Origin of the sequence: Burkholderia savannae, assembly GCF_001524445.2 — a bacterium.
In the GTDB taxonomy this organism is placed as follows: domain Bacteria; phylum Pseudomonadota; class Gammaproteobacteria; order Burkholderiales; family Burkholderiaceae; genus Burkholderia; species Burkholderia savannae.
In genome coordinates, this window is the sequence record NZ_CP013417.1 from 1,616,437 (window position 1) to 1,634,050 (window position 17,614).

General features: G+C 66.8%; 13 protein-coding genes and 2 tRNA genes. 11 read left to right on the top strand and 4 right to left on the bottom strand.

Annotation, left to right across the window (positions count from 1 at the left end; genetic code table 11):
• Nucleotides 1-15 precede the first annotated feature (15 nt).
• A complete protein-coding gene (locus WS78_RS08160; protein WP_038744653.1) occupies nucleotides 16-1,071 on the bottom strand; it encodes a porin in 1,056 nt (351 codons plus the stop codon).
• 335 nt (nucleotides 1,072-1,406) lie between these two features.
• Here WS78_RS08160 and WS78_RS08170 point away from each other — a divergent pair, with 335 nt between their 5' ends.
• Nucleotides 1,407-2,552, top strand: a complete 1,146-nt coding sequence (locus WS78_RS08170) for a helix-turn-helix transcriptional regulator (protein WP_038744650.1) — start codon at nucleotides 1,407-1,409, stop codon at nucleotides 2,550-2,552.
• Between the two features lie 94 nt (nucleotides 2,553-2,646).
• Nucleotides 2,647-3,636, top strand: a complete 990-nt coding sequence (locus tag WS78_RS08175; RefSeq protein ID WP_059580690.1) for a 2-dehydropantoate 2-reductase — start codon at nucleotides 2,647-2,649, stop codon at nucleotides 3,634-3,636.
• Nucleotides 3,637-4,102: 466 nt separating this feature from the next.
• Here WS78_RS08175 and WS78_RS08185 read toward each other — a convergent pair whose 3' ends face one another.
• Both WS78_RS08185 and WS78_RS08190 read right to left on the bottom strand, forming a co-directional pair.
• Complete coding sequence (locus WS78_RS08185) at nucleotides 4,103-4,552, bottom strand: MarR family winged helix-turn-helix transcriptional regulator (RefSeq protein WP_038744647.1); 450 nt, start codon at nucleotides 4,550-4,552, stop codon at nucleotides 4,103-4,105.
• 93 nt (nucleotides 4,553-4,645) lie between these two features.
• On the bottom strand, nucleotides 4,646-5,815 hold the full coding sequence (locus WS78_RS08190; RefSeq protein WP_038744645.1) for a glycerate kinase: 1,170 nt from the start codon (nucleotides 5,813-5,815) through the stop codon (nucleotides 4,646-4,648).
• 444 nt (nucleotides 5,816-6,259) lie between these two features.
• Here WS78_RS08190 and tig point away from each other — a divergent pair, with 444 nt between their 5' ends.
• From tig to WS78_RS08225, 5 genes are all read left to right on the top strand, one after another.
• Nucleotides 6,260-7,606, top strand: coding sequence for a trigger factor (gene tig, locus WS78_RS08205; RefSeq protein WP_038744644.1), 1,347 nt, complete (start codon nucleotides 6,260-6,262; stop codon nucleotides 7,604-7,606).
• A 136-nt stretch (nucleotides 7,607-7,742) separates the two neighbouring features.
• The gene (gene clpP / locus WS78_RS08210; protein WP_038744642.1) at nucleotides 7,743-8,396 is read left to right on the top strand and encodes an ATP-dependent Clp endopeptidase proteolytic subunit ClpP; all 654 of its coding nucleotides are present in this window, start codon (nucleotides 7,743-7,745) and stop codon (nucleotides 8,394-8,396) included.
• Nucleotides 8,397-8,556: 160 nt separating this feature from the next.
• A complete protein-coding gene (gene clpX, locus WS78_RS08215) occupies nucleotides 8,557-9,828 on the top strand; it encodes an ATP-dependent Clp protease ATP-binding subunit ClpX (RefSeq protein ID WP_038744641.1) in 1,272 nt (423 codons plus the stop codon).
• A 195-nt stretch (nucleotides 9,829-10,023) separates the two neighbouring features.
• A complete protein-coding gene (gene lon, locus WS78_RS08220) occupies nucleotides 10,024-12,444 on the top strand; it encodes an endopeptidase La (RefSeq protein ID WP_038744640.1) in 2,421 nt (806 codons plus the stop codon).
• A 543-nt stretch (nucleotides 12,445-12,987) separates the two neighbouring features.
• Nucleotides 12,988-13,063: transfer RNA gene (locus tag WS78_RS08225), tRNA-Val, on the top strand.
• Nucleotides 13,064-13,385: 322 nt separating this feature from the next.
• Here the strand turns inward: WS78_RS08225 and WS78_RS08230 are convergent.
• Nucleotides 13,386-13,715, bottom strand: a complete 330-nt coding sequence (locus tag WS78_RS08230; RefSeq protein ID WP_059580694.1) for an HPF/RaiA family ribosome-associated protein — start codon at nucleotides 13,713-13,715, stop codon at nucleotides 13,386-13,388.
• 409 nt (nucleotides 13,716-14,124) lie between these two features.
• Between WS78_RS08230 and WS78_RS08235 the strand changes: the two genes are divergently transcribed.
• The 4 genes from WS78_RS08235 (at nucleotide 14,125) to WS78_RS08250 (ending at nucleotide 17,450) form a co-directional block, all read left to right on the top strand.
• Complete coding sequence (locus WS78_RS08235; protein WP_038744636.1) at nucleotides 14,125-14,619, top strand: BCAM0308 family protein; 495 nt, start codon at nucleotides 14,125-14,127, stop codon at nucleotides 14,617-14,619.
• A gap of 258 nt (nucleotides 14,620-14,877) precedes the next feature.
• A complete protein-coding gene (locus WS78_RS08240) occupies nucleotides 14,878-15,087 on the top strand; it encodes a DUF2188 domain-containing protein (protein ID WP_038744634.1) in 210 nt (69 codons plus the stop codon).
• A 265-nt stretch (nucleotides 15,088-15,352) separates the two neighbouring features.
• Nucleotides 15,353-15,429: transfer RNA gene (locus tag WS78_RS08245), tRNA-Asp, on the top strand.
• Nucleotides 15,430-15,515: 86 nt separating this feature from the next.
• A complete protein-coding gene (locus WS78_RS08250) occupies nucleotides 15,516-17,450 on the top strand; it encodes a SurA N-terminal domain-containing protein (RefSeq protein WP_059580698.1) in 1,935 nt (644 codons plus the stop codon).
• Nucleotides 17,451-17,614: the final 164 nt, after the last annotated feature.

Genomic DNA, 17,614 nt, shown 5'->3' on the forward strand with positions numbered 1-17,614 from the left:
GGCTCGAATCGGGATTCAGAAGACGTGATACATGCCGAGCATCGCGCCGAACTGCGACGCGCCGGCGAGCGGCGTCGGGTCGTATTCGTAGACGGTCTGCGAACTCCGGCCGCTGTTCTTCGCGTAGCCGAGGTTCAGGTAAGCGACGGTGCGCTTCGACAGCGAATACGTCGTGCTCGCGATGAAAAGCGTCGGATGGCCGATCTGCGGCGTCGGCGAATCGGTGTGATAGACGCCGCCCGCGAAACCGAAGCGGCCGCTCGTCTGGTAGCGCGCGCCGCCCCAGACGATCGTGCGAGCGGGATCGAGCTCGCCCGTCATCCGCTCGACGCCGGCATAGACGGTGAGCGGCAGCGACGCGAACGCGTAGCGCGCGGCGAGCGTGCCGATGTCGCGCCGCAGCGCGGAGCGATCGGCGCCGCCGTCGATCGTGCCGTGCGACTGGTGCACGACCGCGCTCGCCGACAGCCCGTTGCTCGTGAACTGGCCGCCGAGCTCGAGCACGCGGCCCGCGCGCGAGTGGCCGGCGATGCCGCCGGTGGCGGCGAGCGCCTCGAAGTCGAAGCCGGCGAACGTCGCGGACTGGATCTTGATCGAGTTGTCGATGAAGTTCGCGGACAGCGGCACGAGCACGCCCTGGCCGCTGTACGACGCGTACCAGAGCGGATCGTAGAAGAGGGTCTTGTCGAACAGCGTGCTGAACTGGCGGCCGAGCGTGACGGTGCCGGCCGGCCCGCCGATGCCGACGTACGCGCCGCGAAAGAACGCGTAGCCCGGCACGGTCGCCGTGCCGTCGTTCAGGTTGATGCCTTGCTCGAGCTTGAAGAGCGCGCGCCAGCCGCCGCCGAGGTCCTCTTCGCCCTTCAGGCCGATCTGGGAAGGCAGGATTCCGTAATTTTGCAATCGCCATGCGGCTTTCTGGCCGTCGGCGCGTGACAGATACTGCACGCCCGCATCGGCGACGCCGTAGAGCGTGAGCGTCGACTGCGCGTGCGTCGGATCGGACAGTGCGGCGAGCGTCGCGGTTGCGGCGAGCGCGCGTCGTCTGCGAGTGTTTCTGAACGTCCTCATCGCTTCGTTTCTCCAAACCGTGTAATCGTTGTCGTTCGGGGGGCGTTGGCAGTGTCGGTAGCGGCAAAGCCGCTGCACAGCCGTTCAGATGAACGATGCGGAAAACCCTCAAGGCATCCTGAATGCCGTCGCGCCGCGGCGCGCGCGTGCGGCCGCGGCGCGGCGGCGCCGATGATGCGGTGCGGCAACGCGCCGGCACCGTTCAAATGGATGGGGCATTCGCGGGTTCGCGGCGCGGCGGTTTTCAAAAAAACCGGCGGCTATAATCGATCGCTCATCGGAGCGATCGAAGCGCGCAAGGCCGGCGAGACGAGCGGGCAAGGGAGCGGTCAGTGGTGGCGATCAGAGCGGGTATTCGGCAGGACATCGATGCGCTGCGCGACGTGCCGGCGGCGATCGTGCTCGACGAAGCCGCGTGGCCGCCGCTTGCGCCGCGCCGGCGCGACTTCGACGGCGTCACGCAGACGCCGGGCGCGGCGTCGCGCGAGCTGAGCCTGTTCCTGCTCGACCTGTACGCGGTCGCGAGCCGCGCGTCGATCGGCGAGTTCGAATGCCGGTTCTTTCAGCTGCTGTCGCGTTATCTGCCGTTCGACGCAGGCTGGACGGGCGTCGCGAACCACACGCCGACCGGCCCCGTGATGCACAACAGCTACTTGTACCGGCTGCCGCACGAGTTTTTCATCGACTGGAAGCGCGTGCGCGATTGCGATCCGCTCGCGCACCGCACCTTGCACGGCGCGTACGGGCAGGCGGCGATCCTGTCGGTCGTCGAGCCTGGCCTCGACGGGCGTTTTCGCGACTGGTGCGTGAAGTACGGGCTCGCGCAGTTGATGTGCGTGTGCACGCTCGACCGGCGTTTCGGACTCACGACGTTTCTGTCGATCTACCGGCAGGGCCTGAATCGTCCGTTCACCGACGACGACGCGCGCCGCTACGAAGACGTGATTCCCCACCTCGCGGCCGCGCTGACGATCAATCGCGCCGCGCAATTGACCCGCTTGCGCAGCGAAGCGGCCGCATCGACGGTGCGCGCGATCTGCGACAACTTCGGCGTGCTGCATCACGCGGACGCGGGTTTCGGCGAGGTGCTGCGAACCGAGTGGCCGGACTGGGGCGGCTCGCGGCTGCCGCCCGCGTTCGTCGAGCATCTGCGCCGCCACGCGTCGCAGCCGTATTCGGGCGACGCGCTGTGCATGCGCTGCGTGCCCGTCGCGGGCCTGTACCAGCTCGAGGCGCGGCCGCGCTCGCTGCTCGACCGCCTGAGCCCGCGCGAGCTCGCGGCGATCCGCTATTACGGCGAAGGGCGCTCGCACAAGGAAGTCGCGCAGTGCATGGAGATCGCGCCCGCGACCGTGCGGCACTATCTGCGCTGCGCGTATCGCAAGCTCGGGATGCACGACAAGAGCCAGATCTCGGGCGTGCTCGGCGAGATCGATCGCGCGGCGCAGGGAATCGGCGCGGAGCCCGGCATCGACGAGTGACGCATGATCCGCGCGCGGCGAAGCGCGCGAAATGGTTGTGACCGCAACCATTTGGCTCTATGCTCGTCGCTTCATCGAACGAGGAGACACGCATATGGATCGAGCACCGGTGCGCGCGGCGATCGTCGGGATCGGCGCGATCGGCGGGCTGTTCTCGGCGGCGCTCGCGCGTGCGGGCTGGGACGTGAGTGCATTCGCGCGCGGCGCGACGCTCGACGCGTTGCGCGATCGCGGGCTGCGGATCGTCGGCGAGTCGGGGGAGGAAACGGCGGTTCCGCTGCGCGCGAGCGACGACGCGCATGCGCTCGGCGTGCAGGATTACGTAGTCATCGCGCTGAAGGCGCAGGCGCTGCCGGAACTCGCGACGCGCATCGCACCGCTCGTCGGGCCGCAAACGACTGTCGTCGCGGCGATGAACGGCCTGCCGTGGTGGTTCTTCGACGGCTTCGGCGGCCCGCTCGACGGCGCCGTGCTCGACGCGATCGATCCGGGCGGCGCGACGGCGGCGGCGCTGCCGCCCGCGCGCGCGATCGGCTGCGTGGTTCATCTGTCGTCGGCGACGCGCGAGCCGGGCGTCGTCGCGCGCGGGCGCGGCAACCGGCTGATCGTCGGCGCGCCGCGGCGCGAGCTGCTCGATCTTGCCGCGCGCTTCGCCGACGCGCTCGAGGCGGGCGGCTTCGACGTCGAGCGCTCGGCCGACATCCGCACCGACATCTGGGCGAAGCTCTGGGGCAACATGAACATGAATCCGCTGAGCGCGCTGACGGGCTCGGCGGCGGACCGCCTGCTCGACGACCCGTACACGCACGCGCTCGCGCTGCGGATGATGGAGGAGGCCGACGCGATCGGCGCGCGGCTCGGATTGTCGGCCGGGATGAGCGGCGCCGAGCGGATCGTGGTGACGCGCAGGCTGGGCGCGTTCAAGACGTCGATGCTGCAGGATCTGGAGGCGGGGCGGCCGCTGGAGATCGGGCCGATTCTGGGCGTGTTCCCGGAACTCGGCCGCAAGCTCGGCGTGCCGACGCCGTATTGCGACGCGGTGCTCGGGCTGCTGCGTCAGCGCGCGTTCAATTCCGGGCTGTGAGGTCCGGCGCGGCGGGCGACGGCCGATCGATGCGGGCGATTCGCCCGGCGCGTGATGCGGCGACGCGGCGCGCGTGTGCGAAAGCGGGGTGGGTGCGGGTTCAGCGTACGTCGTTCGGCGCACGTCGTTCGGGCGGGGGAGACGGGCGAAATGCGGGTGAAATACGGGCGAAACGCGTGCCGGACGTCGCCGATTCGACTACGGTTGCCGATCCACCGATCCACCGATCCACCGATCCACCGATCCACCGATCCACCGATCCACCGATCCACCGATCCACCGATCCACCGATCCACCGGCCGGAGGACTCGTCGATCTGCCGACCCTTCGCCCAACCGAACGAATAGTCGGCGCGAAACCCGACCCAATCATCCCTGCGCCGACCACCCGCCGCTCGGCTCCAACACCCGCGCTTCCGAGTCGAGCACGAGCCGGACACGAGCCTCCTGCATGCCGCCGGCCGAGCTCAATCCGTCCGTTCCCGCGCGCTCGCGATGATCTTGTCGAGCGCACGGCTGAACGTGGCCTTCTCGCTTTCGCTCAGACAGTCGAGCAGCGTCGCGTTCCACTTGCGCGCGATCGGCATGATCTTCCGGTTGAGCGCGACGCCGGCCGGCGTGAGCGCGATCAGCACGACGCGTCCGTCGTCGTCGCTCGGGCCGCGCCTGACGAGCCCGCGCCGGATCAGCGCCTCGGCCGCGCGGCTCGCCTGGCTCTTGTCGAGATTCGCGCGCCGCGCGAGCTCCATGATCGAGAACGGCCCGAACGCGCCGACCGACGCGATGATCCGCGCCTCGGGCAGCGATATGCCGAGCTTCGTCTGATAGAGCTCGCCGATGCCGCGATCGGAGAGCTTGTTCAGCACGTGCATCCGGTAAGTCATGAACTGGTCGAGCCCGACTTTGCTGCCTGCCATGTCGTGTCCTGAATGAGGGGTGCGGGCCCGATTGTTGCCGCATCGCGGCGCGCGGTCAACGGTGCCGTCCGCGCGCCGAACGCGCGACGCACGTCACGCCCGGCCGTAGCGCAGCCGCGTCAGTTGCTCGGCTTCGTTTTCCAGCAGGCGCGCGGCGTCGCGCAGCGCCGCGTCGAGCGTGATCGGCCCGGGCGCGGGCGAAAAGCAGCCGTCGAAATGATCGGACAATTGCGGCAGCGCCGCCGCGTCGATCGCGCCCGACAGCAGCGTCGCCGGCACGCCCGCCGCGCGCGCGTGCCGGCATGCGACGAACGGGGCCTTGCCGTGCAGCGTCTGCGCATCCGAGCGGCCTTCGCCCGTGATCATCCAGGTCGCGCCCGCGAGCGCCTCGTCGAGCCCGACCTGGCGCGCGACGACCTCGGCGCCCGGCTCGAAGCGCGCGCCGAGCACGTGCAGCGCGAAGCCGAGGCCGCCCGCGGCGCCGGCGCCGGGCAGGTCGCGGGCGCGGCCGGCGGAAGTGCCCGCGGGACGGCGGCCGAGCGCCGCCTCGACGAGCGTCGCGAAATGGCCGAGCGCGGCGTCGAGCGGCGCGACCTGCTCGCGCGTCACGCCCTTTTGCGGGCCGAACACGGCGGTTGCGCCGTGCTCGCCCGTGAGCGGATTGTCGACGTCGGACATCGCGACGAACGATGTGCCGGCCAGGCGTGCGTCGAGCTCCGCGACGTCGACGCTCGCGACCTGCGCAAGCCGCTCGGGCGTCGGATCGATCTCCCGGCCGTGCGCATCGAACGCGCGCAAGCCGAGGCCGGCCAGCAAGCCCGCGCCGGCGTCGTTCGTGCTGCTGCCGCCGAGCGCGACGTAGAAGGTACGCACGCCTTCGTCGAGGAGCGCGCGGATCGCGTCGCCGAGGCCCCGCGTGCTGCGCGCGGCGACGGGCACGCGCATGCCGGCCGGATCGGTGATGCCGACGATTTCCGCCGTCTCGACGATCGCCGTGCGCTCGTCGATGAGGCCGACGGCCGCGTCGCGCGGCGCGAGCGACGCGCCCGGCACGCGCAGCGTGCGACGCGCGCCGGCGTGCGCGAGGAGCGCATCGAGCGTGCCTTCGCCGCCGTCGGCCATCGGGCGGCGGCGCAGGACGGCGTCGGGGCGCGCCCGCGCGACGCCGGCGGCGATCGCGTTCGCGACCTGCTCGGCCGACAGCGACCCCTTGAACGAATCGGGCGCAATGACGACGACGGGCGCGGGCGAGTGCAGCGGCATGGTGTCTCCGGAGGCGGTTCGTGACGACGGGCCGATCGCGCGTGGGCAAGTCGGGCGGGCATGGCGAATGTGAGGGCGCACGCGCGCCGCGCGACGGCCGGCGAGGACCGTGAAGCGAGCTTACCGGATGCCCGGCGCGCGCGGGATACCGCGTTGCGCATGTTCGGGATCGCTCGGGGCGCGCCGCGCGCGATGCTGCGTCGCGCCAGGGCCCGAACTCGCGGTGAGGGGAAAATAGTTTGCTAGAATAGTCGATTCTTCCGGCCAAAGCCGTGCATCAAGCCGCCGACGGGACGCGCGCGAGGCTGACTAGGCCGCCAGGCGCGGCCTGCGCCCGATGCGCTCGCGCAAGCGAACGGACGGTGCGCGACAGCGCGTCCGCCGCAAGGCTGGCACGGCAAGGAAAAACCGATTCGCTCGAATAATTTTAGGACGATTGAAGCCATGGCTAACGTTGTTGAAAACCTCGGCAAGCTCGAACGCCGCGTGACGATCTCCCTGCAGAAGGAAGTCGTGCAGAAGGAGATCGACGCCCGCATCCAGAAACTCGCGAAGAACGTGCGCATGCCGGGCTTCCGCCCGGGCAAGGTGCCGCTCAAGATGGTCGCGCAGCAGTACGCGGGCCAGGTCGAGGCGGAGGTGCTGAGCGACAAGATCGGTCAGGAATTCTTCACGATCAGCCGTGCGGAAAACCTGCGCGTCGCGGGCCAGCCGAGCTTCTCGCCGAAGCAGGACATCACCGAAGGCGCGTACGCGTTCGACGCGACGTTCGAGGTGTACCCGGAAGTGCAGATCGGCGATCTGGCGAGCGCTGAAGTCGAGCGCTCGACGACGACGATCGGCGACGCCGAGATCGACCGCACGCTCGACATCCTGCGCAAGCAGCGCGTGCACTTCCACGCGCGCGGCGAAAGCGGCGAGCACGGCGACGGCGGCGCGGACGCGGCCGCGCAGAACGGCGATCGCGTGACGGTCGATTTCGTCGGCAAGATCGACGGCGTCGCGTTCCAGGGCGGCACGGCCGAAGACTTCGTGTTCGTGCTCGGCGAAGGGCGGATGCTGCCCGAATTCGAGACGGCCGCGCTCGGCCTGAAGGCGGGCGAGCCGCGCGAATTCGACCTGAAGTTCCCGGACGATTACCACGGCAAGGACGTGGCGGGCAAGACGGCGCAGTTCACGGTCACGATGAAGAAGGTCGAGTGGCCGCACCTGCCGGCGATCGACGCCGATTTCGCGAAGTCGCTCGGCGTCGAGGACGGCGATCTGACCAAGATGCGCAACGAGATCAAGGAAAACCTCGAGCGCGAGGCGAAGCGCCGCACGCAGTCGATCGTGAAGAACCAGGTGATGGACGCGCTCCTCAAGATCTCCGAGCTCGACGTGCCGAAGGCGCTCGTCGAGCAGGATCAGCAGCGCCTCGTCGAGATGGCCCGCCAGGACCTCGCGCAGCGCGGCGTGCCGAACGCGAAGGACGCGCCGATTCCGGCCGAGATGTTCGCCGAGCAGGCCGAGCGCCGCGTGAAGCTCGGCCTCGTGCTCGCCGAGCTCGTGAAGGCGAACGGCCTCGAGGCGAAGCCGGAGCAGATCCGGGCGGAAGTCGACGAATTCGCGAAGAGCTACGAAGACCCGAAGGAAGTGGTCCGCTGGTATTATTCGAATCAGCAGCGCCTTGCCGAAATGGAAGCGTTCGTCGTTGAGAGCAACGTCGTCGATTTCGTGCTGGGCAAGGCGAAGGTGACGGACAAGGAAGTAAGCTTCGAGGCACTGGCGAGCGCAACGGCGCAAGCTTAAGTGTCGCTCTAGCGGCGTGCCGGCTGTCGGAGCGACGACGGCCCGCACGCCGTTTTTCATTGGGGCGGCGCCGCGTGCGACGTTCTCCGGCTCGTTTCCTGCCGTTCAATACTCATTCTCGGACAAGGCTCATTGAATGATTAATCGCGCTCAATTGCTGGACACGTTGGCTTCGCAAGCCCCGCGGGATTTCGAGGCGCAAGCGCTCGGGCTCGTGCCGATCGTCGTCGAGACGAGCGGCCGCGGCGAGCGTTCGTACGACATCTACTCGCGGCTCCTGAAAGAGCGCATCGTGTTCATGGTCGGCGAAGTCAACGACCAGACGGCGAATCTCGTGGTCGCGCAGTTGCTGTTCCTCGAAAGCGAGAATCCCGACAAGGACATCAGCCTCTACATCAACAGCCCGGGCGGCTCGGTGTCGGCCGGGATGGCGATCTACGACACGATGCAGTTCGTGAAGCCGGACGTGTCGACGCTCTGCATGGGCCTCGCGGCCAGCATGGGCGCGTTCCTGCTCGCGGCGGGCGCGAAGGGCAAGCGCTACGCGCTGCCGAACGCGCGCGTGATGATCCACCAGCCGCTCGGCGGCGCGCGCGGCCAGGCGTCGGACATCGAGATCCAGGCGCGCGAGATCCTCTACCTGAAGGACCGCCTGAATCACCTGCTCGCTCATCACACCGGTCAGGACGTCGAGCGCATCGCGCGTGACACCGACCGTGATAATTTCATGTCCAGCGAAGATGCGAAGGCGTACGGGCTGATCGACCACGTGTCGACGAAGCGTCCGTAAGCTTTAGTGGGGTGCCGCCCCAATAGGGGTGGCGCCCGCCACGCGCCCCGAGCATCTGCGGCAAAAGAACATCGCCGCCGTCTCCCGAGTATTTACCAGGTCATGGTGTCGGGGACAAACGGCGTATCATGTAACTCACGTGTCCGGAGGCTCTACATTCATGGCGGACAAGAAAGGTTCGAACAGCGAGAAGCTGTTGTATTGCTCGTTTTGCGGCAAAAGCCAGCATGAGGTGAAAAAACTCATCGCGGGGCCGTCTGTGTTCATCTGCGATGAATGCATCGACTTGTGCAACGAGATCATTCGTGACGAAGCGGCCGCGGCGGGCGTCGAAGCCAGCCTGTCCAAATCCGACCTGCCGAGCCCGCAGGAAATTCGCGACATCCTCGATCAGTACGTGATCGGGCAGGAGCGCGCGAAGAAGATCCTCGCCGTCGCCGTCTACAATCACTACAAGCGCCTGAAGCATCTCGACAAGAAGGACGATGTCGAGTTGTCGAAGAGCAATATCCTGCTGATCGGCCCGACGGGCTCCGGCAAGACGCTCCTCGCTCAGACCCTCGCGCGCCTCTTGAACGTGCCGTTCGTGATCGCCGACGCGACCACGCTGACGGAAGCCGGCTACGTGGGCGAGGACGTCGAGAACATCATTCAGAAGCTGCTGCAGAACTGCAACTACGAGGTCGAGAAGGCGCAACGCGGAATCGTCTACATCGACGAGATCGACAAGATCAGCCGCAAGTCGGACAACCCGTCGATCACTCGCGACGTATCGGGCGAGGGCGTGCAGCAGGCGCTGCTCAAGCTCGTCGAGGGCACGATGGCGTCGGTGCCGCCGCAGGGCGGCCGCAAGCATCCGAACCAGGATTTCATCCAGGTCGACACGACCAACATCCTGTTCATCTGCGGCGGCGCGTTCGACGGCCTCGAGAAAGTGATCACCGATCGCACCGAGAAGACGGGCATCGGTTTCGGCGCGACCGTGAAGAGCAAGCAGGAGCGGGATGCGGGCGAAGTGCTGCGCGAGGTCGAGCCGGAGGATCTGATCAAATTCGGGTTGATCCCCGAGCTGATCGGCCGTCTGCCTGTCGTCGCGACGCTCGGCAAGCTCGACGAAGCCGCGCTGATGAAGATTCTCGTCGAGCCGAAGAACGCGCTCGTCAAGCAGTATCAGAAGCTTTTCGCGATGGAGCGGGTCGAACTCGAAATCCGGCCGGACGCGCTGCAGGCGGTCGCCCGCAAGGCGATCCGTCGCAAGACGGGCGCGCGCGGGCTGCGTTCGATCATCGAGCAGGCGCTCCTCGACGTGATGTACGAGTTGCCGACCCTCAAAGGGGTCAGCAAGGCGATCATCGACGACAATGTCATCGAAGGAGACGGCAAACCGTTATTGATTTATGAGGACACGCCGAAAGTGGCGGGTTCGAATTGACCGGCTTTGACGTTTGATGTGCAAAAAAGCCGTTCATGGAATCGTGAACGGCTTTTTTTCGTTTATCTTGTGGGTAACTCTGACTCGAACCGAACGGTAACCTTTTTACTGAATATTTCCCACGCGCTGAAGGCTTGCAATCCGTTGTGCCGGCCTTACTTATCGAACAATTGATTCCACTCATGGGGAAATGAAATGTCAGGCACCCAACTTCTCCCGCCGGAACGCACCACGCTCCCGCTGCTGCCGCTGCGGGATGTCGTCGTTTTCCCGCACATGGTGATTCCGCTCTTCGTGGGCCGGCCGAAGTCGATCAAGGCCCTGGAAGTTGCGATGGAAGGCGGCAAGCACATCATGCTCGTCGCCCAGAAGACGGCCGCAAAGGATGAGCCGACCGAAAAGGACATGTACGACGTCGGCTGCATCGCGAACATCCTGCAGATGCTGAAGCTGCCCGACGGCACCGTGAAGGTGCTGGTCGAGGGCTTGCAGCGCGCGCGCGCGCTGTCGATCGAAGAGCAGGAGACGCAGTTCTCGTGCGAAGTGATGCCGCTCGAACCGGATCACGCGGACAGCGCCGAGACGGAAGCGCTGCGCCGCGCGATCGTGTCGCAGTTCGACCAGTACGTGAAGCTGAACAAGAAGATCCCGCCCGAAATCCTGACGTCGCTGTCGGGTATCGACGAGGCGGGCCGGCTCGCCGACACGATCGCCGCGCACCTGCCGCTCAAGCTCGACCAGAAGCAGCACATCCTCGAGATGTTCCCGGTCATCGAGCGTCTCGAGCACCTGCTCGCGCAGCTCGAGGCCGAGATCGACATCCTGCAGGTCGAAAAGCGCATCCGCGGGCGCGTGAAGCGCCAGATGGAGAAGAGCCAGCGCGAGTACTACCTGAACGAGCAGGTCAAGGCGATCCAGAAGGAACTGGGCGAAGGCGAGGAAGGCGCGGATCTCGAGGAGCTCGAGAAGCGCATCAACGCCGCGCGCATGCCGAAGGAAGCGAAGAAGAAGGCCGACGCCGAGCTGAAGAAGCTCAAGCTGATGTCGCCGATGTCGGCGGAAGCGACCGTCGTGCGCAACTACATCGACACGCTGATCGCGCTGCCGTGGCGCAAGAAGAGCAAGGTCAACAACGATCTTGCGAACGCCGAGAAGGTGCTCGACGAGGATCACTACGGCCTCGAGAAGGTCAAGGAGCGGATTCTCGAGTATCTTGCGGTGCAGCAACGCGTCGACAAGGTGAAGGCGCCCATCCTCTGCCTCGTCGGGCCCCCGGGCGTCGGCAAGACCTCGCTCGGCCAGTCGATCGCGCGCGCGACGAACCGCAAGTTCGTCCGGATGGCGTTGGGCGGCGTGCGCGACGAAGCCGAGATCCGCGGCCACCGCCGCACCTACATCGGCTCGATGCCGGGCAAGATCCTGCAGAGCCTGTCGAAGGTCGGCGTGCGCAATCCGCTTTTCCTGCTCGACGAAGTCGACAAGATGGGGATGGATTTCCGCGGCGATCCGTCGTCGGCGCTGCTCGAAGTGCTCGATCCGGAACAGAACCACACGTTCGCCGACCACTACGTCGAGGTCGATTTCGATCTGTCGGACGTGATGTTCGTCGCGACGTCGAACTCGCTGAACATTCCGCCGCCGCTCCTCGACCGGATGGAAGTGATCCGTCTGTCGGGCTACACGGAAGACGAAAAGGTCAGCATCGCGCAGCGCTACCTGCTGCCGAAGCAGAAGAAGAACAACGGCCTGAAGGAAGGCGAGGTCGAGGTCACCGAGCAGGCGATCCGCGACATCATCCGCTACTACACGCGGGAAGCCGGTGTGCGGTCGCTCGAGCGCGAAATCTCGAAGATTTGCCGCAAGGTCGTGAAGATGCTGCTGCTGAAGAAGGCAACGGGCGCGATCAAGGTCGACGGCGAGAACCTCGACACGTTCCTCGGCGTGCGCAAGTACGATTTCGGCCTTGCCGCGAAGGAGAACCAGGTCGGTCAGGTCACGGGGCTCGCGTGGACCGAAGTAGGCGGCGATCTGCTGACGATCGAGGCGGCCGTGATGCCCGGCAAGGGCAACGTGATCCGCACGGGCTCGCTCGGCGACGTGATGAAGGAATCGGTGGAGGCCGCGCGCTCGGTCGTGCGCTCGCGCTCGCGCCGGCTCGGCATCAAGGATGAGGCGTTCGAGAAGCAGGACATCCACATCCACGTGCCCGAAGGCGCGACGCCGAAGGACGGCCCGTCCGCCGGCATCGCGATGACGACGGCGCTCGTGTCGGTGCTGACGGGCATCCCGGTGCGCGCCGACGTCGCGATGACGGGCGAGATCACGCTGCGCGGCGAAGTGCTGCCGATCGGCGGGCTGAAGGAGAAGTTGCTCGCGGCGCACCGCGGCGGCATCAAGCTCGTGCTGATTCCGGAAGAGAACGTGAAGGATCTCGCGGACATTCCGGACAACGTGAAGAACGCGATCGAAATCGTGCCGGTTCGCTGGATCGACAAGGTGCTCGAGCTTGCGCTCGAACGTTTGCCGAGCGCGCTGCCGGAAGAAGAGGCGAAAGCGGCGGCGCCCGTTGCGGAACCCGCGAAGGACGCAGGCTCGTCCGAAGTCGTCAAGCACTGAGCGCGCGCAAGCAATTTGCGTTCTGCTGAACAAGCCCACGGTCGCAAGGCCGTGGGCTTTGTTTTTGCGCGGCGTGATGACGGAGCGTGCTTCCCGCGTGCCGGGCCAGGAGGCGAGCGCGTCTCGGCGTTTCGTTGTGGGTTTTCTCTGGTTCGCGGGGCTGCGTGTGCGCGCTTCATGCACGGCGTGAAGCGGCGGCCGACCCCGGAGTGCGGATGAAACGAGCGAGACCGAGTCGATCGACCGTGGCGCAATGCACGTTGATTGGCCGAGGTCATGGGCGGCGCGCGAGCCCGATGCGCTGTCCGGCCGGCGAACCGGCCGTGGCCGCGTCACGATAATGCGCGGCGGGCTTCGGCGCGTTCGGGGGTGGGGCGGCGAGCGCGGCGGCGGCAAGCCGCGCCGGCCGGCGAGGCGATCGACATCCGCGCGCCAGCCGTGTCCGAATTGAGGCTTGGCAAAGCGTTGAAGGTTGCGCTAAAATCACCGGCTAGCTGCTTGAGGGGTGCGATGCCCCGATCGAGAACGGCGTGAATCCGGAGCGGGTGCTTAGCTCAGTTGGTAGAGCGGCGCCCTTACAAGGCGTAGGTCGGGAGTTCGAGCCTCTCAGCACCCACCATTTCCGTTTCGCGGCACGCGTTCGAAGCAGACAGGAGCAGCAACCGAAACCCGCATGGCGATTCGCTTTGCGGGTTTTTTGTTTTGAGGCTTCGCCAACTCGATGCGGGCGCGCGACGCGGGCGCTCCGCGTGGTGGGGCGTCGCGATGTCCGCCGTAAGGCGTCCACGCGGCGCGGAGCCGCATTGCGATTCGCCCGAGCGTCGAGCGCGCGTCGTTCTGGCGGAGCGGCCGGCGAGCGCCGTCGGGAGCGCCCGTCTGGCCGCGTGCGGGGTTTGTCCTGCGCGCGGGATGTGCACGAGATGCGCTGCGCGGTGGCGCCGCTAAGCGGACTGCCTCGTGTGGTCCCGGCGCTTGTTCACCGCATCGTCGAGCATCCGCTCGGCATTGCTGAACGCGTCGCGCAGCGCGACGTACACGTCCTCGTCGGATTCGCGATTCGACACGATCTCGCGCCCCGGAATCGTCACGTCGACATGCACGTCGAACGGCTTGCCCTGGTGCTTGTGTCTGTCGTCGAGGATCACGCTGACCCGGCAGCGGATGATGTCGGCGCAATGGCGTTCGAGCTTGGCGGCGTGGCGGGCGACGGCTTCTTCGAGCGCGTTGGAGCGAGGCATTCCTTGAATCGAGACTTCGAGCGGTAATTTCATTGTTGTACTCGGTGAAAAACGTGGTTGGTCGTGCGTATGCGTCGTCGGCCGCATGCGGCGCGCGCCGTTGGTCGATGCGGTTCGGCTTCTTGCGTGCCGCGACGCCCTTATTGTTCGCCGCGGCGCGAATGCCGGCTTGATGTCGATCAACGCCCGGCGGTTGCGCGGGCGGGCACGGGATGCGCCGGCGGCACGAGCGCCGCGCGATGCGGCGGCGCAACGTGTGCAAACGGGAAGGGGCGTATCGCCTGCGGCGCGAGCGTTGCGCGTCGAGTCGCGTCGCGTCGTGGGTTGCGCGTGCCCGTAAGCGCGGCATGGCTTCGTTGACTCAGGTCAACGTCGAGCCGGGCGCCTGCCCTAGGCTGAGGCTGTCGTTGCATTCGTTCGGCGTCATGCAAGGAGCGTCTCCATGAATCATCGCACGCGGCCTTTCAAGGCAGGCAGTCACGAAGTGGTCTATCCCGGACTCGCGCAAGATCCCTATGCGATGCGTCGCAAGCTGCACGAGCCGACGGTGTGTCCCACATGCGGCGCGGTTTTCAGCGCCGGGCGCTGGCAGTGGCTCGCGCGTCCCGACGACGCGCACGAGCATCAATGCGGCGCCTGTCAACGAACCGCCGAGCGCATGCCGGCCGGCTATCTCCATATCGACGGACCGTTCGCGAGCGAGCATCTGTCGGAACTGCTGCAGTTGTTGCGCCATCACGAGGAGCGGGCGCGCGCGGGACATCCGATGCAGCGGATCATGGCGATCGACACCGACGGCGGCGCGACCGTCGTGACCACCACCGACGTCCATCTGGCGCGCAATCTCGGCTCGGCGCTGAAATCCGCGTATCAGGGCTCGCTCGACCTGAAATACAGTCAGGACGAACAACTCGTTCGCGCGTATTGGCGTCGGTGAGCGGCTCGCGCGGCGGCATTCGTGCTGGCGCGTGCTCTTGCGCGCGTGTGCGTGTCGAGGCGGCGCCGTGCGTCGGCCGCGTGCTTGATTGCATAATCGGCGAGCGCTCGCCGTAAGGGCATCGATAGCGTGCGAATGCGCTGCTGAGCCGTCTGGAGCGCCGGTGATGCGCGCATCGCGTGACGCACCGCATGCGATCCGAAGGTGGCTGCATGTTCGTGCGGGTTCGATCGCCCCGCTTTTGCACGCGGAGGCAACATGCCCTGGACCGCCGAACGCTACCCGGCGTCGATGCGCAATCTGACGCCCTGGGTGCGCGACAAGGCAATCGAGATCGCCAATGCGCTGCTGAGAGACGGGATGTCGGAAGGCAGCGCGATACGCATCGCGATCGCGCAGGCGAAGCGCTGGGCGAGGGCGAGGCGCCGCGTCGTTGTAGGCGCAACCGGTGACGAATGGTCTCGATGAGCGCGAAAGCGCGGCGGGCGCGTGTCGCGTGACGGGAAAGCGTGTTGCGGTACGTGTCGATCTGTCGGTTGGGCGCCGAAGGCGGGCAAGGCTTATCTCGCAGGCGACAGGCGAATTGCCGTTGCGCTCGGATGACAATATCGGATAATATTTCGGATTGCCACCGCGCTCTCGCGGTAGCTGCCGGGACCGGCCGAGCGTATGCCTTCGATGGGCGTGCGGCATCTCGTCCGATTTCGCGTCCCGGCCACGCAAGCAAGACCAAGGAGCGGTAGTTCAGTCGGTTAGAATACCGGCCTGTCACGCCGGGGGTCGCGGGTTCGAGTCCCGTCCGCTCCGCCATCATCCCGAAAGGCGAACTCCGGTTCGCCTTTTTTCTTGCCCGCTGTTGTAATATCGGGCGTTTTGTCCAGCTCACGCCGCCACGCATGCTCGATTTCTTTCGCAATCACCAGCGCCTGATGATGTTTTTCCTGCTCCTGATCGTGCTGCCGGGGCTTGGGATCGTCGGCATTCAGGGTTTCCGTGGGTTCTTCGACGAAAGCGCGAACGTCGCGGCCGTCAACGGGCGCAAGATCACGCGCGCGGAGTTCGACGGCATGCTGCGCCAGCAGGTCGACCAGGCGCGCCAGATGCTCGGCGCGCAGTTCGACGCGAAAGCGTTCGACACGCCCGAGCGTCGCCAGCAACTGCTCGACGGCCTGATCCAGCAGCGCGCGCTCGCCGACGAGACGCAGCGCCTGCATCTGACCGCATCGGACGGCGCCGTGCGCCAGACGCTGCTGGGCGATCCGGTGATCGCGTCGCTGAAGAAGCCGGACGGCTCGTTCGACGCCGAGCGCTACACGCAGATGCTCGCGATGCAGGGCATGACGGCCGACCAATACCAGGAGCGTGTGCGCTACAACCTCGCGTTGCAGCAGATTCCGGCGAGCATCGTGTCGAGCGCGTTCACGCCGAAGAGCGTCGCGCGCCGTCTGACCGAGCTCGCCGAGCAGCAGCGCGAAGTGCAGCCGATGGTGCTGAAATCGGCCGACTACGCGGCGAAGGTGCAGCCGACCGACGCGCAGATCTCTGCTTACTACGACGCGCACAAGCAGGCGTTCGCGACGCGCGAGACGGCGACGATCCAGTATCTCGTGTACTCGCAGGCGGCGGCCGCCGCCTCGGCGCAGCCGAGCGACGTCGACATCAGGAAGTACTACGACGACAACATCGCGCGCTACCGCACCGACGCGCAGGTGCGCGTGAGCCATATCTTCATCGCCGCGGGGAAGGATGCGAGCGCGGCCGAGAAGGCCGCCGCGAAGGCGAAGGCCGAGCAGCTGCTCGCCGACGTGAAGGCGCATCCGGACCAGTTCGCGCAGATCGCCGAGAAGAACTCGCAGGACGCGCCGTCGGCGGCGAAGGGCGGTGACCTCGGCTTCATCACGCGCGGCTCGACCGCGGGCGGCGCCGCGTTCGACGACGCAGCGTTCGCATTGAAGAAGGGCGACATGAGCGGCGTCGTGCAGGGCGATTTCGGCTTTCACATCCTGAAGGCGACCGACGTGAAGCCGGCCGTCGTGAAGCCGCTCGCGGAAGTGAAGGAGTCGATCGCGGCCGACCTGAAGCAGCAGTTCGCGGCGAAGGCGTTCGCGGACAACGCGGAAGGCTTCTCGTCGACCGTCTACGAAAAGGCGAAGAGCCTGCAGCCGGCCGCCGACAAGTACAAGCTGACGATCCAGACCGCGACGGTGTCGCCGCAACCGAACCCGGCGCTGCCGCCCGACAGCCCGCTCAACAACGCGAAGTTCCTCGCGGCCGTGTTCGCCGCCGATTCGGTGAAGAACGGCAACAACACGCAGGCGGTCGACATCGGCAACAACACGCTGATCGCCGCGCGCGTGACGAATTATCAGCCGTCGACCGTGCCCGCGCTCGGCGCGATCAAGGATCAGGTGCGCGCGAAGGTGGCGGCCGAAGAGGCGGCGCGCCTTGCGAAGCAGGACGGCGAAGCGAAGCTCGCGGAGCTGCGCAAGTCGAAGTCGACGGCGGGCTTCGCCGCGCCTGACAAGATCTCGCGCACGCAGGCGCATGGGCTGCCGCCCGCGGCCGTCAGCGCGATCTACAAGGTCGATCCGAAGACGCTGCCCGCGTACGTCGGCATCGATCTCGGCGCCGACGGCTATGCGATCTTCCGCGTGAATTCGGTCGTGGCGGCGGCGCCCGTCGACGATCAGCGCCTCGCGGCCGCCCAGCAGCAGCTCGCGCAGGTGTACGCGCAAAGCGAGACGCAAGCGTATCTCGCGTCGCTGCGCGCGCGCTCGAAGGTCAAGGTGTACGGCCAGAGCGCCGATAACGCGCAGCAAGGTTCGAACTGACGGGCCGCGACCGGCGGCGCGTACGAGCGCGCCCGCTCGATGCAAAACAGCCCCGCCATCGAGCGGGGCTGTTTCGTTTCGGCGTGCGCCCCGGAGCGCGGCTGCGTTTCGGGCGATGCGGGATGGTCAGCGGTGCGGCGCGCGCTTGCGCGCCGCCGAATTGT